At 69.6% G+C, this 20,152-nt stretch carries 19 protein-coding genes; 16 read left to right on the forward strand and 3 right to left on the reverse strand.

What is annotated here, in order from left to right; all coding sequences use genetic code 11:
• Both VED21_RS11100 and VED21_RS11105 read right to left on the reverse strand, forming a co-directional pair.
• The coding region (locus VED21_RS11100; RefSeq protein WP_324882415.1) for a GntR family transcriptional regulator at positions 1–191 on the reverse strand (191 nt) is incomplete at its 3' end.
• Entirely contained in the window at positions 188–3,133 is a 2,946-nt protein-coding gene (locus tag VED21_RS11105; RefSeq protein WP_324882416.1) for an FAD-binding and (Fe-S)-binding domain-containing protein, read from the reverse strand. The genes VED21_RS11100 and VED21_RS11105, both read right to left, overlap by 4 nt.
• Positions 3,134–3,424: 291 nt before the next feature.
• On the opposite strand from VED21_RS11105, the gene VED21_RS11110 reads away from it, so the two are divergent.
• The 16 genes from VED21_RS11110 (at position 3,425) to VED21_RS11185 (ending at position 19,412) form a co-directional block, all read left to right on the forward strand.
• Positions 3,425–4,597: a pyridoxal-phosphate-dependent aminotransferase family protein gene (locus VED21_RS11110; RefSeq protein ID WP_324882417.1), complete on the forward strand. Its 1,173-nt coding sequence runs from the start codon at positions 3,425–3,427 to the stop codon at positions 4,595–4,597.
• A 47-nt stretch (positions 4,598–4,644) separates the two neighbouring features.
• Positions 4,645–5,628: a TRAP transporter substrate-binding protein gene (locus tag VED21_RS11115; protein WP_324882418.1), complete on the forward strand. Its 984-nt coding sequence runs from the start codon at positions 4,645–4,647 to the stop codon at positions 5,626–5,628.
• Positions 5,629–5,898: 270 nt separating this feature from the next.
• Positions 5,899–6,501, forward strand: a complete 603-nt coding sequence (locus VED21_RS11120) for a TRAP transporter small permease (RefSeq protein WP_324882419.1) — start codon at positions 5,899–5,901, stop codon at positions 6,499–6,501.
• On the forward strand, positions 6,498–7,784 hold the full coding sequence (locus VED21_RS11125) for a TRAP transporter large permease (protein WP_324882420.1): 1,287 nt from the start codon (positions 6,498–6,500) through the stop codon (positions 7,782–7,784). The genes VED21_RS11120 and VED21_RS11125 overlap by 4 nt, the downstream gene beginning before the upstream one ends.
• Positions 7,785–7,793: 9 nt before the next feature.
• A complete protein-coding gene (locus VED21_RS11130) occupies positions 7,794–8,588 on the forward strand; it encodes an enoyl-CoA hydratase/isomerase family protein (RefSeq protein WP_324882421.1) in 795 nt (264 codons plus the stop codon).
• A 132-nt stretch (positions 8,589–8,720) separates the two neighbouring features.
• Positions 8,721–9,926, forward strand: coding sequence for a CaiB/BaiF CoA-transferase family protein (locus tag VED21_RS11135; RefSeq protein WP_324882422.1), 1,206 nt, complete (start codon positions 8,721–8,723; stop codon positions 9,924–9,926).
• On the forward strand, positions 9,923–10,690 hold the full coding sequence (locus VED21_RS11140) for a 2-keto-4-pentenoate hydratase (protein WP_324882423.1): 768 nt from the start codon (positions 9,923–9,925) through the stop codon (positions 10,688–10,690). The genes VED21_RS11135 and VED21_RS11140 overlap by 4 nt, the downstream gene beginning before the upstream one ends.
• A gap of 36 nt (positions 10,691–10,726) precedes the next feature.
• A complete protein-coding gene (locus tag VED21_RS11145) occupies positions 10,727–11,899 on the forward strand; it encodes a M20 aminoacylase family protein (RefSeq protein WP_324882424.1) in 1,173 nt (390 codons plus the stop codon).
• 257 nt (positions 11,900–12,156) lie between these two features.
• Positions 12,157–13,479, forward strand: coding sequence for an FAD-binding oxidoreductase (locus tag VED21_RS11150; RefSeq protein WP_324882425.1), 1,323 nt, complete (start codon positions 12,157–12,159; stop codon positions 13,477–13,479).
• Positions 13,480–13,497: 18 nt separating this feature from the next.
• Positions 13,498–13,989: an L-2-amino-thiazoline-4-carboxylic acid hydrolase gene (locus VED21_RS11155; protein ID WP_324882426.1), complete on the forward strand. Its 492-nt coding sequence runs from the start codon at positions 13,498–13,500 to the stop codon at positions 13,987–13,989.
• 35 nt (positions 13,990–14,024) lie between these two features.
• The gene (locus VED21_RS11160) at positions 14,025–15,134 is read left to right on the forward strand and encodes an ABC transporter substrate-binding protein (protein WP_324882427.1); all 1,110 of its coding nucleotides are present in this window, start codon (positions 14,025–14,027) and stop codon (positions 15,132–15,134) included.
• Positions 15,135–15,324: 190 nt separating this feature from the next.
• Positions 15,325–16,239 carry a branched-chain amino acid ABC transporter permease gene (locus tag VED21_RS11165; RefSeq protein WP_324882428.1) on the forward strand — a complete coding sequence of 305 codons (915 nt, stop codon included), beginning with the start codon at positions 15,325–15,327 and terminating at the stop codon, positions 16,237–16,239.
• The gene (locus VED21_RS11170) at positions 16,226–17,239 is read left to right on the forward strand and encodes a branched-chain amino acid ABC transporter permease (protein ID WP_324882429.1); all 1,014 of its coding nucleotides are present in this window, start codon (positions 16,226–16,228) and stop codon (positions 17,237–17,239) included. Before VED21_RS11165 ends, VED21_RS11170 begins: the two co-directional genes overlap by 14 nt.
• Positions 17,236–17,994, forward strand: a complete 759-nt coding sequence (locus VED21_RS11175; protein WP_324882430.1) for an ABC transporter ATP-binding protein — start codon at positions 17,236–17,238, stop codon at positions 17,992–17,994. The genes VED21_RS11170 and VED21_RS11175 overlap by 4 nt, the downstream gene beginning before the upstream one ends.
• Positions 17,991–18,695: an ABC transporter ATP-binding protein gene (locus VED21_RS11180; RefSeq protein ID WP_324882431.1), complete on the forward strand. Its 705-nt coding sequence runs from the start codon at positions 17,991–17,993 to the stop codon at positions 18,693–18,695. The genes VED21_RS11175 and VED21_RS11180 overlap by 4 nt, the downstream gene beginning before the upstream one ends.
• Positions 18,696–18,935: 240 nt before the next feature.
• The gene (locus VED21_RS11185) at positions 18,936–19,412 is read left to right on the forward strand and encodes an L-2-amino-thiazoline-4-carboxylic acid hydrolase (protein WP_324882432.1); all 477 of its coding nucleotides are present in this window, start codon (positions 18,936–18,938) and stop codon (positions 19,410–19,412) included.
• Between the two features lie 188 nt (positions 19,413–19,600).
• Here VED21_RS11185 and ybaK read toward each other — a convergent pair whose 3' ends face one another.
• Positions 19,601–20,083: a Cys-tRNA(Pro) deacylase gene (gene ybaK, locus VED21_RS11190; protein WP_324882433.1), complete on the reverse strand. Its 483-nt coding sequence runs from the start codon at positions 20,081–20,083 to the stop codon at positions 19,601–19,603.
• Positions 20,084–20,152: the final 69 nt, after the last annotated feature.

The following is a 20,152-nucleotide window of genomic DNA, read 5'->3' on the forward strand; positions in this document are numbered from 1 at the left end:
AGCAGGACGACCAGCCCCTCGCTCGCCAGCACCTTCAGCGCCTCGCGCAAGGGGGTGCGGGAGATGCCGAACAGCTCGCACAGCTCGCGCTCGTTCAGGCGGTCGCCGGGGGGCAGCTCGCCCTCCACGATCATCTCACGCAGGCGGCCGACGACCTCCTCGTGCAGGCTGGCGCGGACGATGCGGGTCACGGTGCGCCCTCCCCCACCTTCTCACCAAGGGCTCTCGCCAGCAGCACGGCGACGTGCACGGCGTCCCTGCCGGCACCGTCCTTGATCTGGTGGCGGCAGCTGGTGCCGTCGGCGACCAGGACCTCGTCCGGCCCGGCGGCGCGCGCGGCCGGCAGCACCCCCATCTCCCCCATCGCCATCGACACCTCGTAATGCTCCGCCTGATAGCCGAAGGCGCCGGCCATGCCGCAGCAGCCGGACGGGATGGTGGAGACCTCCAGCCCGGGAATGAGCTTCAACACCCGCTCCACCGGCGCCATCACGCCGAACGCCTTCTGGTGGCAGTGACCATGCAGCAAGGCGCGGCGGACCGGAAGGGGCTTCAGCGGCAGGTTCAGCCGCCCGGCGGCGTGCAGCCCGTCCAGGAACTCCTCGAACAGCACGGCGTGCGCGGCGATCCTGTCGGCCTCGCGGCCGGGGACCACCGCCCTGATCTCGTCGCGCAGGGTCAGCAGGCACGACGGCTCCAGCCCCACCACCGGCACGCCGCGCTCGACGAAGGGCTTCAGCGCCGCCAGCAGGCGCGTCTGCTCCGCCCGCGCCTTGTCCACCAGCCCGGCCGACAGGTAGGTCCGGCCGCAGCACAGCGGGCGCTTCTCCCCATCCGTGGGCAGCAGCGGGTGCACCGTGTAGCCGGCGGCGCGCAGGACCGCCACGGCCGCGCGCGCGTTGTCCGCCTCGAACCAGCGATTGAAGCAGTCGGCGAACAGCACGACCTCCCCCGCCGCGTTCTGCACGCTGGGGCCGGCCGGCATCCGTTCCGGCTCGCGGTAGGGGGTGCGGTGCCAGCGCGGCAGCGGCCGGTGGCGGCTGAAGCCGGTCACCCGCTCCATCAGCGCCGGCAGGCCCGGAATGCGGTCGCGCAGGTTCAACAGCCAGCCCACCTTCGACGCCATCGGCGCGTAGCGCGGCAGCTCCGCCACCATGCGCTCGCGCAACGGCACGCCGTGGCGCCGGCGGTAGTGGTGCAGGAACTCGATCTTCATGCGCGCCATATCGACCCCGGTCGGGCACTCGCGCTTGCAGCCCTTGCAGCTGACGCACAGGTCCAGCGTCTCGTACATCTCCCGCGACGTCAGCGCGTCCGGCCCCAACTGGCCGCTGAGCGCAAGGCGCAGGCTGTTGGCCCGGCCGCGCGTCACGTGCTGCTCGTCCTTCGTGGCGCGGTAGGACGGGCACATGACGGCCGCGTCGTTCTTGCGGCAGGTGCCGTTGTTGTTGCACATCTCCGCCGCACCCAGGAACCCGTTCCACTCCGACCAGTCCAGCGCCGTCTGCACCAGCGTGGCGGCGTAGCCCGGCTTGAAGCGGAACAGCGACCGGTCGTCCATGCGCGGCGGGTCGACGATCTTGCCGGGATTGAACAGGCCGGCGGGATCGAACGCCGCCTTCACCTCCTTGAACGCGCGCACCAGCCGGGGGCCGTACATCGGCTCGTGGAACTCCGACCGCACCAGCCCGTCGCCGTGCTCGCCGGAGTGGGAGCCCTTGTACTCCCGCACCATCGCGAACGCCTCCTCGGCGATGGCGCGCATCTTCCTAACCTCCAGCTCCTGCTTGAGGTTCAGCACGGGCCGCACGTGCAGGCAGCCTTCCGAGGCGTGCGCGTACCACGTCCCCGTGGTTCCGTGCTTGGCGAACACCGCCGTCAGCCGCTCCGTGTAGTCGGCGAGGTGCTCCAGCGGCACCGCGCAGTCCTCGATGAAGGAGACGGGTTTCCCCTCCGTCTTCATGGACATCATGATGTTCAGCCCGGCCTTGCGCACCTCCCAGATCGCCGCCTGGAAGGCGGGGTCGGTCGCCTCCACCACCGAACCGGGCAGGCCCAGGTCGCCCATCAGCTCGACCAGCCCCTTGAGGTTGGCGATCTCCGCCTCGCGGTCCTCGCCCGCGAACTCGACCAGCAGCAGGGCGTCCGGCTCGCCGACGATGAAGCGGTCCATGGTGGCGCGGAACAGCGGGATGTCGCGGCCCAGCCGGATCATGGTGCGGTCCACCAGTTCCACCGCCGCCGGCTTCAGCGCCACGATGTGCTGCGCCGATTCCATCGCCTTGCGGAAGGTCGGGAAGTGGCACACGCCCAGCACCTTGTGCCTGGGCAGCGGCGAGAGCTGCAGCTCGATCCGCTCGAAGAAGGCCAGCGTGCCTTCCGACCCCACCAGCAGTTTGGCGAGGTTGGGCGTCTCACCCGCCAACTGGTCGATGTTGTAGCCGCCGACGCGCCGCCGCACCTTGGGGAAGCGGGCGGCGATCTCGTCGGCCTCGCGCGCGTGCAGGCCCTTCATCGCATCGGTCAGCTGGCGGCGGCGCCCATCGTCCGGCGCGCCGCCGTCCAGGCGCAGCGCGGTACCGTCGGCCAGCAGCGCGTCGATGGCGCGCACGTTGTGCACCATGTTGCCGTACCGCAAGGACCGCGTGCCGCAGGAGTTGTTGCCGGTCATCCCGCCGATGGTCGCCTGGGCCGAGGTCGAGACGTCCACCGGGAACCACAGCCCGTGGGCTTTCAGCTGCCGATTCAGCTCGTCCAGCACGATGCCCGGCTCAACCACCGCCACGCGCGCCTGCGGGTCCACCGAGACGACGCGGTTGAGGTGCCTGGAATTGTCGATCACCAGCGCCGCCCCCACCGTCTGCCCGCACTGCGAGGTGCCGCCGCCGCGCGGCAGCAGTGGCACGCCCTCCTCCGCCGCGATGGCCAGCGCCGCGCGCACGTCCCCGGCATGGCGCGGCACCACCACGCCCACCGGCTCCACCTGATAGATCGACGCGTCGGTGCTGTAGCGCCCGCGCGAGAAGGCGTCGAACAGCACGTCGCCTTCCAGCGCGTTTTTGAGCCGCGCGGCCAGCGCGCCGTCGCCGATCCGGGAGGGGCGCGCGAGCGGCGCGCGGGCGTCGAGCGGCATGGCGGCAAACTCCTGAGGGTGGGTCTCGTTGGCGAGGATAGCATTTTGCATGCAAAACACAAACGAGGCACCGGACGCCGGCGTCGGCACCACCAAATCCTCAGGAGCCGGAAAATCCCTTTATTAACAGCCATTTGATCCGTCATAGAACGAAGGCGATGGCGTCGCCTACCACTTCAGACCAGCCCCCGAACGCAAAATCCTGATTGCGCCAGCGCGTTTTGCATGCAGAATTCCATCAGTACACCAAACAAAAAACACGGGCACCGCCCCAGGGGAGGAGAGCGCTTCATGGCTCACCGCAGCGGCCGTCATTTCCTGCAGATTCCCGGCCCGACCAACGTGCCGGACCGCGTCCTGCGCGCCATGGACCGCCCGACCATCGACCACCGCGGCCCGGAGTTCCAGGCGCTGGGGCGCGACGTGCTGGCCGGCATCCGCCCGGTGTTCGGCACGGCGCAGCCGGTGATTATCTATCCCTCCTCCGGCACCGGCGCGTGGGAGGCGGCGATCGTCAACACGCTGTCGCCCGGCGACCGGGTGCTGATGTTCGAGACCGGCCACTTCGCCACGCTCTGGCGCAATCTGGCGTCCAAGTTCGGGATCGAGTGCGAATTCGTGCCCGGCGACTGGCGCCACGGCGTCGACCCGGCCACCGTGGAGGCCCGCCTCGCTGAGGACCGCGGCCACGCGATCAAGGCCGTCATGGTCGTTCACAACGAGACGTCGACCGGCGTCACCAGCCGCATCCCCCTGATCCGCAAGGCGATCGACCGCGCGAACCACCCCGCGCTGTTCCTGGTGGACACCATCTCCTCCCTCGGCTCCATCGACTACCGGCACGACGAATGGGGCGTGGACGTCACCGTCGCCGGCTCGCAGAAGGGGCTGATGCTGCCGCCGGGGCTGGGCTTCAACGCGGTGTCGCAGAAGGCGCTGGCGGCGGCGAAGGCCAACCGCCTGCCGCGCTCCTACTGGGACTGGGAGGACATGCTGAAGGCCAACGCCACCGGCTTCTTCCCCTACACGCCCGCCACCAACCTGCTGTACGGCCTGAAGGAAGCCGTCGCCATGCTGATGGAGGAGGGGCTGGCAAACGTCTTCGCCCGCCACGACCGCCACGCCGAGGCGACGCGCCGCGCCGTGAACGCCTGGGGGCTGGAGGTGCTGGCCGCCGACCCTGCCGAATTTTCCAGCTCCCTCACCGCCGTGGTGGTGCCGGACGGCCATGACGCCGACCGCCTGCGTTCCGTGATCCTGGAGCGGTTCGACATGTCGCTGGGCACCGGTTTGGGGCGGCTGGCCGGCAAGGTGTTCCGCATCGGCCACCTGGGCGATTTCAACGACCTGACGCTGATGGGCACGCTGGCCGGCGTGGAGATGGGCTTGCGCCTGACCGGCATCCCGCACCGCGCGGGCGGCGTCGCGGCGGCGATGGAGTACCTGGAATTCGGAAACTCGTAATGCCGCGACGACACAAGAACGAACAAACCGATTGGGGAGGAGATGCGATGAACGCCGTCCGGAGTCTGTTCGCCTCCACATTGCTGGCCGGAGCGCTGATGGCCGCACCCGCGCTGGCGCAGACGGAGATCAAGCTGGGCCACGTGGGCGAGCCCGGCTCGCTGTTCGAGAAGTCGTCCCTGGCCTTCGCCGAACGCGTCAATGCCAAGCTGGGCGACAAGGCGAAGGTGGTCGTCTACGGCTCCAGCCAGCTCGGCGGCGACAGCGAAATGATGAAGAAGCTGAAGCTGGGCACCATCGACATGGCGCTGCCCTCCACCGTCATGTCGTCGGTGGTGCCGGCCTTCGGCCTGTTCGAGATGCCCTACCTCGTCAAGGACCGCGAGCACATGAAGCGCATCCGCGACGAGATCGTCACCCCCACCCTGGCCCCCCTGGCCGAGAAGGAGGGGTACAAGATCCTCGCGGTGTGGGAGAACGGCTTCCGCCACATCACCAACAACCGCGGCCCCATCGTGAAGCCGGCCGACCTGCAGGGCATCAAGCTGCGCGTGCCACAAGGCGTGTGGCGGGTGAAGATGTTCCAGACCTACGGCGCCAACCCCAGCCCGCTGGCCTTTTCCGAGGTGTTCGTGGCGCTGCAGACCGGCGTGATGGACGGGCAGGAGAACCCGCTGGCGCAGATCCACCCCGCGCGCTTCTACGAGGTGCAGAAGTACCTTTCCATGACCGGCCACGTCTACACGCCGGCCTACCTGACCGCCGGCCGAAGCTGGAGCAAGTTCCCGCCCGAGGTGCAGCAGGCCCTGACCGAGGCCGCGCGCCAATCCCAGGACGACGTCTACCGCATCGCCGCCCAGCTCGACGACGACCTGCTGAAGAAGCTCAAGGACGCCGGCATGCAGGTGAACGAGGCCGACAAGGACGCCTTCGTCAAGGCCAGCGCCCCGGTCTACGACGCCTTCGCCAAGGAGGTGCCGGACGGCAAGGCCCTGGTCGACCGCGCCCTGGCGCTGGCCAGCAAATCGTAACGTCAATCCCTCCCCCGCCCCCGGCGGGGGAGGGAAGCCCGCGGCAGCGGGCAGGGTGGGGGCAGCGGCCTCCTCAAGGATCGAGCCGTAGGCTGGGTTGAGCGCCAGCGAAAACCCAACATTCCCGGCAATGCGAAGGGTGTTGGGTCCAGACCCAACCTACGGGCCGCAGATCCTCGGGCAGGCCGTTGCCCCCACCCTTCCCATGCTGCGCATGGGCCCCTTCCCTCCCCCGCCGGGGGCGAGGGAGGGAGCAGATGGAGTCACCCCATGTCCCTCCGCACCGTCCGCACGCGCTTCGAACGGCTCCTCGACACCATCGTCGTCGCCCTTGTCGTCGGCCTGGCGCTGATCGTCTGCGCCGGCTTCCTGTTCCGCGCGGCCGGGCACTCGCTGGTCTGGTACGACGAGGTGGCTGCCATCGGGCTGTGCTGGCTCACCTACTACGGCTCGGCGCTGGCCGCGCTGAAGGGCGCGCACATCGGCTGTCCGGAGGTGGTGAACCTGATGCCGCCCCGCTGGCGCGTCGCCGCCACCGTCGTCGCCGAGGCCTGCGTGTTCCTGTTCTTCGGCGTCCTCGCCTGGACCGGGCTGGAGGTCTGGCGGATCCTGGAGGGCGACACGCTGGTCAGCCTGCCCAGCGTGCCCATGCAGCTCACCCAGTCGGTCATCCCAATCGGCGCCGTCCTGTTCATGATCGCCGAGGCGCTGCGCCTGCCCCAGGCCCTGGCCGAGGCGCGCGGGGCCGGCTTCGCCGATGCCGAGACCAAGGAGGCGCAGATGCACGCCGCCGCCAACGCCGCCAACGTCAACGCCGACGCCAACGCCGACCGCACCACCTCGCACGCCGTACACGGGAGCGCGCCGCGATGACCCTGGGATTCATGCTGTCGGGCATGCTGGCGCTGGTCCTGCTGAACGTGCCCATCGCGGTGGCGCTGGGGCTGGTGGCCATGGTCACCATCACCATCGTGCAGGGCACCGACATGCTGCCCAACGTGGCGCTGGTGATGTTCGAAGGCGCCACCAACTTCCCGCTGCTGGCCGTGCCGCTGTTCATCCTGGCCGGCGCCATCATGAACGCGTCCTCCATCTCGCGCCGGCTGGTGGCCTTCGCCACGGCGCTGGTGGGCTTCGTGCGCGGCGGCCTGTCCATGGTCGCCATCGGCGCGTCGCTGTTCTTTGCGGAGATCTCCGGCTCGGCCGTGGCCGACATCGCGGCGCTGGGCAGCATCCTCATCCCGGCCATGAAGAAGCGCGGCTATTCGAAGGAGTTCTCGGCCGCCGTCTGCTCGTCGGCCGCCAGCCTCGCCATCATCATCCCGCCGTCGATCCCGATGATCCTCTACGCCGTGATGTCCGGCTCCTCGGTGGTGAAGCTGTTCGTGGCCGGCATCATCCCGGGCCTGCTGGGCGCCTTCGGGCTGGCGGTGGTCGCGTACTATCTGGCCGTGCGCAACGGCTTCCCGGTGGAGGAGCGGTTCCGCGCCTCGCGCGTGTGGGAGACGTTCAAGGACGCCATCTGGGCCTTCCTGCTGCCGGTGGTCATCCTGGGCGGCATCTTCGGCGGCTTCGTCACGGCGACCGAGGGTGCGGCGCTCGCCGTGCTCGCCGCGCTGTTCATCGGCACCGTGATCTACCGCGAACTGAACCTGCGCGAGCTGCACCGGGCCTGCATCGAGGGCGGCATCCAGACCGCCGTGGTCATGCTGCTGGTCGCCGCCTCCGCCCTGATCGGCACTTTCCTGACCGAAGCGCAGCTGCCCCAGCAGCTGGCCCTGGCCATCAGCGGCGTCACCACGGACAAATACGCGGTGCTGGCGCTGCTGAACGTCGCCTTCCTGATCCTCGGCATGTTCCTGCACTCGGCCGCCGCCATCATCCTGGTGGTGCCGATCGTCATGCCGCTGGTGACGCAGGTCGGCATCGATCCCATCCACTTCGGCCTCGTGGTCACGCTGAACCTCGCCATCGGGCAGCAGACGCCGCCGGTCGCCAGCGTGCTGATGGCCGCCTGCTCCATCGCGCGGGCCGACATCTGGGCGACGACGCGCGTGAACCTGTGGTTCATCGGCGTGCTGTTGCTGGTACTTTTGCTGTGCACCTACGTGCCGGCGGTCTCGCTGACGCTGGTCAACCTCTTCTACGGATCGTGACACGACCCCATGATCAAAGATGCGATCGATGAACTGCTGATGGAGCGTGGCGACGGCGGCATCGTCACCCTGACGCTGAACCGCCCGCACAAGCTGAACGCCATGACCAAGCCGCTGTGGCGCGCCCTGGGCGAGGCGGTGGGCGAACTGAACGCCGACGACACGGTGCGCTGCATCGTCATCCGCGGGGCCGGCGACAAGGCGTTCAGCCCCGGCAACGACATCTCGGAGTTCGAGACCGAGCGCTCGAACGTCGATCAGGCGCGCGCCTACGGCGCCATCATGCACACCACGCTGAACGCCATGCGCGCCTGCCGCCATCCCATGGTGGCGCTGATCGAAGGGATCTGCGTCGGCGGCGGGCTGGAGATCGCCGCCAACTGCGACCTGCGCATCTGCGGCGAATCCAGCCGCTTCGGCGCCCCCATCAAGAACCTCGGCCTCGTCATGGCCTACCCGGAGATCGAGGCACTGTTCCGCTTGGTGGGCCGCGCCGTGGCGCTGGAGATCCTGCTGGAAGGCCGCATCTTCGGCGCGCAGGAGGCCAAGGAGAAGGGGCTCGTCACCCGCATCGTCCCCGACGACCAGGTGGAGACGGAAGCCTACGCCACCGCGCGCCGCATCGCCGAGGGCGCCCCCCTGGTCGCCCGCTGGCACAAGAAATTCGTCGCCCGCCTGGAAAGCGGCGCCCCCCTGACGCCCGAGGAATTGGAGGAGGGCTACGCCTGTTACGGAACGGAGGACTTCCGGACCGGCTACAGGGCGTTCCTCGACAAGGAAAAGCCGAAGTTCGAGGGACGGTGAAGGTGTTACCCTCTCCCGCCCCGGGAGAGGGTGGCCGGCGCAGCCGGCCGGGTGAGGGTAAAGCCAAGGATCCTTGATCTTACCCCCACCCTAACCCTCCCCCGGGGCGGGGGAGGGAATTGAGGAACGATCATGGATAGGAACACGAAAGGCCCCCTCGCGGGCCTCAAGGTGGTGGAACTGGCGCACATCATGGCCGGGCCGGTGGCCGGGCTGATGCTGGCCGACATGGGTGCGGACGTGGTGAAGGTGGAAAAGCTGCCGGGCGGCGACGACAGCCGCCGCATGGTGCCGCCCACCGTCGCCGACGAATCCGCCGCCTTCATGATGATGAACCGCAACAAGCGCGGCCTGGCACTCGACCTCAAGCTGGAAGGCGGCAAGGAGGTGCTGCGGCGCCTGCTGAAGGACGCCGACGTGCTGATCGAGAACCACCGCCGCGGCACGCTGGAGAAGCTGGGCTTCGGCTACGACGCGGTGAAGGCGATCAATCCGAAGATCATCTACTGCGAGATTTCCGGCTTCGGCCGCACCGGGCCGCTGGCCGACCAGGGCGGGTTCGACCTCGTGGCGCAGGGCATGTCGGGGCTGATGAGCATCACCGGGGAGGGGCCGGGCCGCCCGCCGGTGAAGGTGGGGGCACCCGTCACCGACATCACCGCCGGCCTGCTGGGCGCCATGGGCGTGCTGGCCGCCCTGCACGAGCGCACCCGCACCGGCGAGGGGCAGCGCGTCGACACCTCCCTGTTCGAGGCCGGGATCGTCCACACCTACTGGCAGTCGGCCATCCGCTTCGCCACCGGCGTCAGCCCCGGCCCCATGGGCTCCGCCCACCCGCTGAACGCGCCCTACCAAGCGTTCCCGACCTCCGACGGCTGGATCAACATCGGTGCCGCCAACCAGGCCAACTGGCTGCGCCTGCTGGACGCCATCGAGGCGCCGGAGCTGCGCGACGACCCGCGCTTCGCCGACAACCCCGGCCGCATGCGGCACCTGGACGAACTGGTCGAGATCCTCTCCCCCATCTTCCGCCGCCACACCACCGCCGAATGGCTGGGCACCCTGGAAAGGGCCGGCATCCCCGCCGGAGCGGTGCTGAGCATCGCCGAGATGCACGAGCATCCGCACACCAAGGCGCGCGGGATGGTGGTGGAGGTGGAGCACGCCCGCGCCGGCACGGTCAGCACGCTGGGCCTGCCCATCAAGTTCTCCCGCACCCCCGGCGGCGTGCGCTCCGGTGCCCCCGTGCTGGGGCAGCACACGCGGACGATCCTGGCCGAACTGGGCTTCGACGAAGCCGCCATCGAGGACCTCGCACAGAAGAAGGCCGTCGCATGACCGAAGACCGCGCCGAACGTGCCGCCGCCCTGCTGGTCGCCGCCCGCACCGGGGACCGCCTGCGCGACCTCCCCGAGGACTGCCGCCCGCGCACGGTGGAGGAGGCCTACGCCGTCCAGGACGTGGTGCTGGCCCGCACCGGCCCGGCGCACGCCTGGAAGGTCGGCGCCAAGACGCCGGAGGCGGAGCCCGCCTGCGCGCCCATGCCGGCCGCCACCGTCCACCCCTCCCCCGCCGCGCTGCCCGGCGACGCCTTCGGCGTCCGCCTGATCGAGGCGGAGATCGCCTACCGCTTCGGCCGAGCCCTGCCGCCGCGCCCGCAGCCCTACACCACGGACGAGGTGCTGGCCGCCGTGGACGCCGTGCTGCCGGGGATCGAGGTGGTGGACGGCCGCTTCCAGGACCGCAACGCGGTCGACGCGCTGAGCATCCTGGCCGACAACATCACCAGCGGCGCCTACGTGACCGGCGCGCCCGTCACCGACTGGCGCCGGGTCGATCCCGCGCGCCAGGGCGTGCAGCTGCGCGTCAACGGCGCCATCGTGGTGGACACGGTGGGCGGCAACCCGGCCGGCGGCGACCTGACGCGCCTGCTGACGTGGATGGCCAACGCGCTGTCCATGCGCGGGCACGGGCTGAAGCCCGGCGACATCGTCACCACCGGCTCCTGCACCGGCATGACGCCGGTCGGCCCCGGCGACACGGTGGAGGCGGAGTTCCCCGGCCTCGGCACTGTTTCCTTGCGCTTCACCCCGCCTATGTGATTGTCGCTGAGCGACAAGAACAGGGAGAGCATCATCATGGTGGAGATGGTTCCGGGCATCGAGAAGCTGCTGCCCGACATGAAGGCGTGGCGGCACGACCTGCACGCCCACCCGGAAACCGCGTTCGAGGAGCACCGCACCAGCGACGTGGTGGCCGAAAAGCTGGCCTCCTTCGGGCTGGAGGTGCACCGTGGGCTGGCCGGCACCGGCGTGGTCGGCGTGCTGCGCAACGGCGACGGCCCGGCGGTGGCCTTCCGCGCCGACATGGACGCGCTGCACATCCACGAGGAGACCAACCTCCCCCACCGCTCCCGGAACGCCGGCCGCATGCACGCCTGCGGCCACGACGGCCACACGGCGATGCTGCTGGGCGCCGCGCGCTACCTGTCCGAAAATCCCGGCTTCCAGGGCTCGCTGGCCTTCATCTTCCAGCCGGCGGAGGAGAACGAGGGCGGCGGCCGCGTGATGGTGGAGCAGGGCCTGTTCGAGAAGTTCCCGGTCCAGCAGGTCTACGGCATGCACAACTGGCCGGGCCTGGAGGTGGGCCGGATGGCCCTGCGCTCCGGCCCCATGATGGCGTCCTACGACGTGTTCGAGCTGACGCTGACCGGCCGCGGCACGCACGCCGCCATGCCGCACCTGGGCACCGACGTGATCGTCGCCGGCACGCAGATCGTCAACGCCTGGCAGACGATCCCCAGCCGCAACACCCACCCGGTGGACGCCGCCGTGGTCAGCGTCACGCAGTTCCACGCCGGCGACACCTGGAACGTCATCCCCGCCAGCGCCGTCCTGCGCGGCACCACCCGCACCTTCCGCGCCGAGGTGCAGGACATGGTGGAGCGCCGCATGCGCGAGCTGGCGCAGGCCATCGCCGGCGCCTTCGGCGTGGAGATGAGCTTCCGCTACGAGCGCCGCTACCCCTCCACCGTCAACACGGCGGCGGAGACGGAGCTGGCCCGGCAGGCGGCGGCCCGCGTGGTGGGCGAGCAGGCGCTCGACCTCGACCCGATGCCCAGCATGGGGGCGGAGGACTTCGCCTTCATGCTGCAGAAGCGGCCGGGCTGCTACGTCTGGCTGGGTGCCGGCAGCAACGAGGGCGGGCGCAACCTGCACAGCCCGCACTACGACTTCAACGACGAGGTCCTGCCCATCGGCGCCAGCTACTGGGTGCGGCTGGCGGAGACGGTGCTGCCGAAGAGCGCGTGATTGCGGGACGCTGCCCCCTCCCGGCTTCGCTGACGCTCAGCCACCCTCCCCCGCTTCGCGGTGGAGGGTTTGGTGCCGAAGCGGCGGCAGTCCCCTCCACCGCAACGCGGGGGAGGGTTAGGGAGGGGGCAACAGCCGCCACATTACACACTACCCACCCGTGAATACCTGATATTTCCTCACTTCATAAACGGAAATTGCACACAGCCGCGTTCCGGTTCATATTCCGCTACTCACCAAGTGGTCGGACCAACAACGTGGCAAGCGCCTTGGACACCCCTCTTCCCGGCCGTGGCGGCATCTGGGAAAAGCCGGACTCCCTGTGGGAGGCGACGGCCCCGCCGCCACCCGCCCTGCCCATCCTGGCCGAATCCGTGCGCGCCGACCTGCTGGTGATCGGCGGCGGCTTCACCGGCCTGTCGGCGGCGCTGCACGCCGCCGAATCCGGCGCCAGCGCCGTGGTGCTGGAGGCCTCGGAACTCGGCCGCGGCGCCTCGGGGCGCAACAACGGGCAGGTCATCCCCACCCTCACCCGGCCCGACCCGGAAGACCTGATCACCCGCTTCGGGCCGGAAGCCGGCGAGCGATTCGTGGCTTTGGTGCGCGACAGCGCGTCCACCCTGTTCGACAGCGTCCGCCGCCTGGGCATCGACTGCGCGGCGGAGCAGACCGGCTGGGTCCAGCCCGCCCACACCCCCGGCCGCATCAAGATCGCCGAGCGCCGAGTCCGCCAATGGGGCGACCGCGGCGCACCCGTGGAGCTGCTGGACCGCGCCCAAATCCGCGACCTGCTGGGCACCGACGCCTACTTCGGCGGCTGGACCAACCGCACCGGTGGCCATATCAACCCGCTGGCCCTCGTGCGCGGCCTGGCGTCCAAGGTGACGGCGGCCGGCGCCCGCGTGTTCGTCAACTCCCCCGCCCTCTCCGTGGAGCGGCGCGACGGCGTCTGGGTCGCCCGCACGCCGCAGGGCGAGGTGACGGCCGACGCGCTGGTGCTGGGCACCAACGGCTACGCCGCCCAGGTCTTCCCGCAGGTGCGGGACGAGGTGGTGCCGGTGCTGTCCTGGCAGATGGCCACCACGCCGCTGGGCGACAACGTGCGCAAGAGCGTGATCCCCGGCCGGCAGGCCATGTCGGACACGCACGGCGACCTGCGCTTCATGCGCTGGACGGCGGACAACCGCATCGTCAGCGGCGGCGGCCTGATCGTGCCGTGGAACGGCGCCGACCGCCTGCGCCGCATCGTCGGGCAGCGGCTCGGCGCCATGTTCCCCGCCCTCCAGGGCGTCGCCTTCGACCACGTGTGGAACGGCCGCATCGCCATGACCACCGACTACACCCCGCGCGTCCACCGGCTGGCCGGCAACGGCTTCGCCTGGGCCGGGTGCAACGGGCGCGGCGTGGCGCTGTCCTTCTCGCTGGGCCGGGAGCTGGCCTACGCCGCACTCGGCCGCGACACGCGCGACCTCGCCCTGCCCTTCACCGAGCCGGCGCCGCTGCCCTTCAACCCGCTGTTGCAGCGCATCGGGCCGCTGAAGCTGCTGCAATATCGCTGGAACGACTCCCGCGAAATCTGACCGCCGGATAGGATGACCATGGCCGACACCCCCGACTACCCCACCCTGCTGCGCAATTCCTACGCCATGCGCGCCGCCGCCTACGCGCACATGTTCGACGTGCTGCGCGAGCGGTTCGGCACCGAAACGGCGCTGGAGGTCGGCAAGGAATCCACCCGCCGCCTGGGCGAGAGCATGGGCGTGAAGTACGCGTCCCACGGCCCGTCCGACCTCGCCGGCCTGTGCGGCGCCTTCCTCGACGGCATCCCCAACCGCGACGAGATGTTCGCGCCCGAGGTGAAGCGCTGCGACGGCGAGGCGCTGGAGATCCACTTCCACCGCTGCCCGCTGAAGGAAGCCTGGCAGGCGCAGGGCCGCTCCGACGCGGATCTCGAGCTGCTGTGCACGATGGCCGGCGCCATCGACGGCGGCCTGTTCGAGGCGGCCGGCTTCGTCTTCAAGGGCGAGACCTGGAAGCCCGGCGACGAGGGCTGCTGCCGCCTGAAGGTCCTGCCCGGCACCGCGAAATAACCACACGAACACGACCAGGATTGGGAGCCACGACCATGACCCTCCGCCTCGCCGCCCTCGCGGCGCTCACCGCCGCCGGCCTCGCCGGCTCGGCGCTTGCCGCCGACGCCGTGAAGCTCGGCTACCAGTTGCCGCTCACCGGCGACACCGCCCAGTACGGCCAGGACTTCCGCAAGGCCGCCGAGATCGCGCTGGAGGAATTCGCCAAGGCCGGCAAGCCCTTCAAGGTGGAGATCGTCTTCGAGGACAGCCGCTCCGACGCCAAGGAGGGCGTGAACATCGCCCGCAAGTTCGCCGACGACAAGGCGATCGTCGGCGTGCTGGGCGACTTCACCTCCACCGTCTCCATGGCCGCCGCCCAGGTCTACAAGGAGGCCGGCGTCCCGCAGCTCTCCCAGACGGCGTCGCACCCCGACTACGCCAAGATCTCGCAGTGGCAGTTCCGCAACATCGCCACCCAGGCGCAGGAAGGCCCCTACAACGCCAAGTGGATGCTGTCCAAGGGCATCAAGACCGTCGCCGTGATCGCCGAGCAGACGGACTGGGGCCAGTCGGTCGTCTCCGGCTTCACCGAGGGCGTGAAGGCCAACGGCGGCACCGTGGTCTTTTCCGAGAACTTCAACCGCGGCCTGAAGGACTTCCGCTCGCTGATCAGCAAGATCGAGCGCGCGAAGCCCGACGCCATCTACACCGGCTTCTTCTACGAGGATGGTGCGCAGTTCCTGAAGCAGCTCCAGCAGCTGGGCGTCAAGATCCCGGTCTACTCGACCTCGGCCGCCTACAGCCCGAAGCTGATCGAGCTGGCCGGCGAGGCGGCGGAGGGGCTGCGCCTGACGTCCAACTTCCTGCCCACCGATCCGACGCCGCACGTGCAGCAGTTCGTGGACGCTTGGAAGAAGCGCTCCGACGGCGCCACGCCGGGCCAGTTCCCGGCCCAGGCCTATGACGCCGTCCGCATCATGATCGCCGCGGTCGAGCGCGCCCAGCCGAACCCGACGCGCGAGACCGTGCGCGCCGAACTGGCCAAGACCAAGGACTTCCCCGGCGTGACCGGCAAGACCACCTTCGGCCCCGACCGCGAGGCCGAAAAGGAACTGGTCAAGGTCGAGGTCAAGGGCGGCCAGTTCGCGCCCGTGAAAGAATAATAATTTAATCGCCCTCCCCCGCCCCCGGCGGGGGAGGGAGGGACCCAAGCGAAGCTTGGGAGGGTGGGGGCAAGTTGCTTGCCGAGGATCAGCGGCTCAACGCCTGCCACACAGGCCGCTGCCCCCACCCTTCCCGCTTCGCGGGCCCCTTCCCTCCCCCGCCGGAGGCGAGGGAGGGAGAGAGGAAGACATGATCGACCCCTACTACCTCCAGCAGTTGGCGATCGGCCTGTCGCTGGGCATGACGTACGCGCTGATGGCGATCGGCTTCACGCTGATCTTCGGCGTGCTGAACGTCGTCAACTTCGCGCACGGCGAGGTCTACACGCTGGGCGCCTTCGCGGGCCTCGTGCTGATCACCGCATCCGCCCCGCCGATCTTCGCGGCGATCTTCGCGGCACTCGCCATCGGCGCCTTCGCCGGCTTCTCGCTGGAGCGCCTCGCCTTCAAGCCGTTCCGCCGCTTCACGGACGAGGCGTCGCTGAAGTCGCGCGCCATGCGCGAATCCACGCTGCTGTCGTCGCTGGCCGTGTCGATCATCGTGCGCGAGGGGCTGGAGATCGTCTTCGGCTCGCAGATGCGCTCGGTCCCGTTCGAATACCTGATCAACACCCCCGTGCGCGTCGGGCCGGTGATCCTGGTGACCGGCGACTTCATCATCTTCGCCGTGTCGGCCGTCATGCTGATCGGCCTGCAGTACCTGCTGCGGCGCACCCGCGTTGGCCTGTCGATCCGCGCCGTGTCCAACAACCCGCTGGGTGCGAAGTACGTGGGCATCGACACCGACCGCACCATCATCATGACGTTCGTCGTCGGCTCCATGATGGGGGCGGCGGCCGGCATCCTGGTGGGGCTCTACTACGGCGCCATCTTCCCGGCCATGGGCTTCGTGCCGGGCATCAAGGCGTTCGTCGCCATGGTCATGGGCGGGCTGTCGTCGATCCCGGGTGCGGTCATCTGCGCCCTCATCCTCGGCATCGCCGAGAGCATGGCGACGACCTTCGTGTCGTCCGGCTGGTCGGACATGGTGGCCTACGGCTTCCTGATCCTGACGCTGATCTTCTTCCCCAGCGGACTGTTCGGAGCCGGCCGTGAACGCGTCTAAGAGCCCCACGCGCCTGATCGTCCCGGCGCTCGTCCTGCTGGCGGTGTTCGCGGCCCTGCCGGCGGTGCTGGCGTCCTTCGACCGCGGCTACTTCTACCAGATCGCCAACCTGTCGCTGATCTTCGTGCTGCTGGCCTCCTCGCTCCACCTCGTCACCGGGGTGGCCGGGCTGCTGCACCTGGGGCACGCGGCCTTCTACGGCGTCGGCGCCTACACGGCGGCCCTGCTGGCGACCAAGGCGGGTCTGGGCTTCACCTTCACCCTGCCGCTCTCCGGCCTCGTCGCGGCGCTGATCGCCTTCCTGGTGGCGCTGCCCACCATGCGGCTGGTCAGCATCTATTTCGCGGTCGCCACGCTCGCCATCGGGCAGATGCTGTATCTGGTGATGCTGAACTGGGTCGACTTCACCAAGGGTCCCAACGGCATCATCGTGACCAAGGGCCTGAACCTGTTCGGGTTCGACCTGTCCGGCCGGCTCGGCACCTACTACACGGTGGCCGCCGTGGTGACGCTGTGCGTGATCGCCATCGGGCGCCTCAGCCACTCCTACTACGGCAACGCGCTGCGCTCGATCCGGGAGGACGACCAGTGCGCCGACGCCATGGGGGTGCGCACCGTGCGGTTGAAGATGGAGGTGTTCACCCTGTCGGCCTTCTTCGCCGGCGTGGCGGGCAGCTTGTGGGCGCACATGACCGGCTACATCTCGCCGGGCGACTTCAAGTTCTCCGAATCCATCCTGATCCTCGCCATGATCGTGGTGGGCGGCCTGGGCAGCCTGCCCGGCGCCATCATCGGGGCGCTGCTGCTGATCCTGCTGCCGGAGGGGCTGCGCGGGATGGGCGACTTCCGCAACATCATGGTGGGCGTGGTGATGTTCCTGTCCATCCTCTTCCTGCCCAAGGGCCTGCTGGGCGAAGTCTCGGCGCTCAAGCTGGTGCGCCAGCAGCTCAACGCCGCGTGGCGGCGCACGGACAACGGCATCGGGATCGGCTGGCGATGACGACGCATCTGGTGGAAATCGATCAGGCGACGCGCCGCTTCGGCGGCGTGCTCGCCGTGGACCGCGTCAGCTCCCACGTGGACGAGGGCGAACTGGTCGGGCTGATCGGCCCGAACGGGGCCGGCAAGACGACGCTGTTCAACCTCATCTCCGGCTTCACGCCCTTGTCGGCCGGCACCGTGCGCTTCCGCGGGCGGACCATCAACGGGATGCGCCCCAATCAGGTCGCGCGCCTGGGCCTGGGCCGCACCTTCCAGAACCTGCGCGTGTTCCCCAACATGTCGGTGTTCGACAACGTGTCGGTGGGTGCGGTGGGCACGCTGCCGCAGGGGCCGTTCGGCGCCCTCTTTGCGCGCGACGGGCGCGCGCGGGACATCAGCGACCGCACGTGGCACGCCCTGGAACTCGCCGGCCTCACCGGCGTGGCGGACGAACTGGCGGCCAACCTCTCCTACGGCAAGCGCAAGTACCTGGAGATCGCGCGGGCGCTCGCCATGCAGCCCAAGTTCCTGATCCTCGACGAACCGGCCGCCGGCCTGAACGACACCGAGACGCGGGACCTGGCCGCCTTCATCCGCCGCCTGCACGCGGGCGGCTTGACGATCATGCTGGTCGAGCACGACATGAACCTCGTCATGGGCATCTGCCAGCGCGTGATCGTGCTGGCGTCCGGCCGCAAGATCGCCGACGCCCCGCCCGAGGAGGTGCGCCGCACCCCCGCCGTGCTCGAAGCCTATCTGGGAACGGACGAATGAGCCTGCTCGCCATCGACAACCTGCACGTCGCCATGGGGCCGCAGGAAATCCTGCACGGCGTCAGCCTGACGGTGCCGGAAGGATCGATCGTCGCCGTGCTCGGCTCCAACGGGGTGGGCAAGACGACGCTGATGCGCGCCGTCTCCGGCATCTACCGGGCCAAGTCCGGCAGCATCGCCTTCCGCGGCCAGCCCATCGCCAACCTGCCCGCCCACCGGATCGTCGACATGGGCCTGTGTCAGGCGCCGGAGGGGCGGCAGATCTTCTCCAACATGACCGTGCGCGAGAACCTCGTGCTGGGCGGCGGCGAGGCCGGCCTGGGCGAGCTGGAGCGCATCTTCACGCTGTTCCCCATCCTGTCGGAACGCCTGCGGCAGAACGCCGGTTCGCTGTCGGGCGGCGAGCAGCAGATGCTGTGCATCGCCCGCGCCCTGATGCGCCGGCCCAAGCTGCTGCTGCTGGACGAACCGTCCCTGGGCTTGGCGCCCAAGCTGGTCGCCCTCATCTTCGATCTGGTGCAGCGCATCCGGGCGGAGGGGGTGTCGATCCTGATCGTCGAGCAGAACGCCCGCGCGGCCCTGCGCATCGCCGACCATGCCGCGGTGATGGAGGACGGCCGCATCGTGCTGGCCGGCCCCGCCGAGACCTTGCGCGACGACCCCCGCATCGCCGAGGCCTACCTCGGCGGACACGTGCATTGAAAACCACGAAAGCCCCTCCCCCCTTGCGGGGGAGGGGTTGGGGAGAGGGGGATTACCGGCGGATGCCGGGAAGAAATCATCTTCCGCCCTGCCGGGCTCTCAGCGGATGCCAAAGGCATCCGCCTGACGCCGGCAGCGCTGGCCTTCGGCCAGCGTGAGAGGCGTAACCACCCTCTCCCCAACCCCTCTCCCGTCAAGGAAGAGGGGCTATTGGGACGAGAGGCCCGATTGGAGGAACACATGACCCAGCAACTGGGCATCCTGGAGCGCCGCCGCATCGAGGCGGAGATCCTGAAGCCGGTCTACGAGGAGATGGTCGCCCGCTTCGGCGAGCAGGTGGCACAGGAGGTGCTGGGCACCGCCGTCTCCAAGGCCGCCGTCGCCGCCGCGGAAAACTTCGCCAAGGCCGAGCCCAACGGCACCAGCATCGAGACCTTCGCCGGCATCATGCCGCTGTGGCAGAAGGACGATGCGCTGCGCATGGAGGTGAAGCGGCAGGACGAGACCCACTTCGACTTCGACGTGAAGCGCTGCCGCTACGCCGAGATGTACCGCGAGATGGGGCTGGGCCACATCGGCCACCTGCTGTCCTGCAACCGCGACGCCGCCTTCTGCACCGGCTATGACCCGAAGCTGAAGATGACGCGCACGCAGACCATCATGCAGGGCGCCGACCACTGCGACTTCCGCTACACGTACGAAGACGACAAGTCATAGAAAAACAGCGTTCTATAACCCCTCCCCTGCCTCCGGCGGGGGAGGGAGGGACCCGCTCGAAGAGCGGGAGGGTGGGGGCAAGTTGTTCACCAAGGATCAACGGCCCAACGCCCGCCACAAAGGCCGTTGCCCCCACCCTGCCCGCTGACGTGGGCTTCCCTCCCCCGCCGGGGGCGAGGGAGGGAGATTCACCCCGCCGTGATCCGCACCACCTTCGCCCCCAGCACGCGCGCCAGGTCGCCCGGCGCCAGCGCGATCTGCAGCCCGCGCCGGCCGCCGTTGACCACCATCTCCGGCAGCGCGTCGGCCGCCGCGTCGATGAAGGTCGCCAGCCGCTTGCGCTGGCCCAGCGGGCTGATGCCGCCCACCGTGTAGCCGGTCGTGCGCTCCGCCAGCGTCGGGTCGGCGAGGTCGGCCTTCTTGGCCCCGGCCGCGGCCGCCAGCGCCTTCACGTCCAGGCGCGCCGCCACCGGGATCACCGCGCACACCAGGGCCTTCGTGTCCAGCTGCGCGATCAGCGTCTTGTAGACCACCGCCGGGTCGAGCCCCAGCGCCTCGGCCGCCGCAAGGCCGATGGCGTCGGCCGACGGGTCGTAGTCGTACTCCAGCAGCCGGAAGCGGACGCCCGCCGCCTTCGCCGCGTTCACCGCCGGTGTGCCCTTCGCCGCCATGCCCCGCTCCGTCCGCCGAAAATCCCCGCCCCCGGTGATCGCCACCGTGATGCCGCAGATGCGGCACCC

It is taken from the genome of Azospirillum sp. (genome assembly GCF_035627195.1).
Lineage (GTDB): Bacteria > Pseudomonadota > Alphaproteobacteria > Azospirillales > Azospirillaceae > Azospirillum.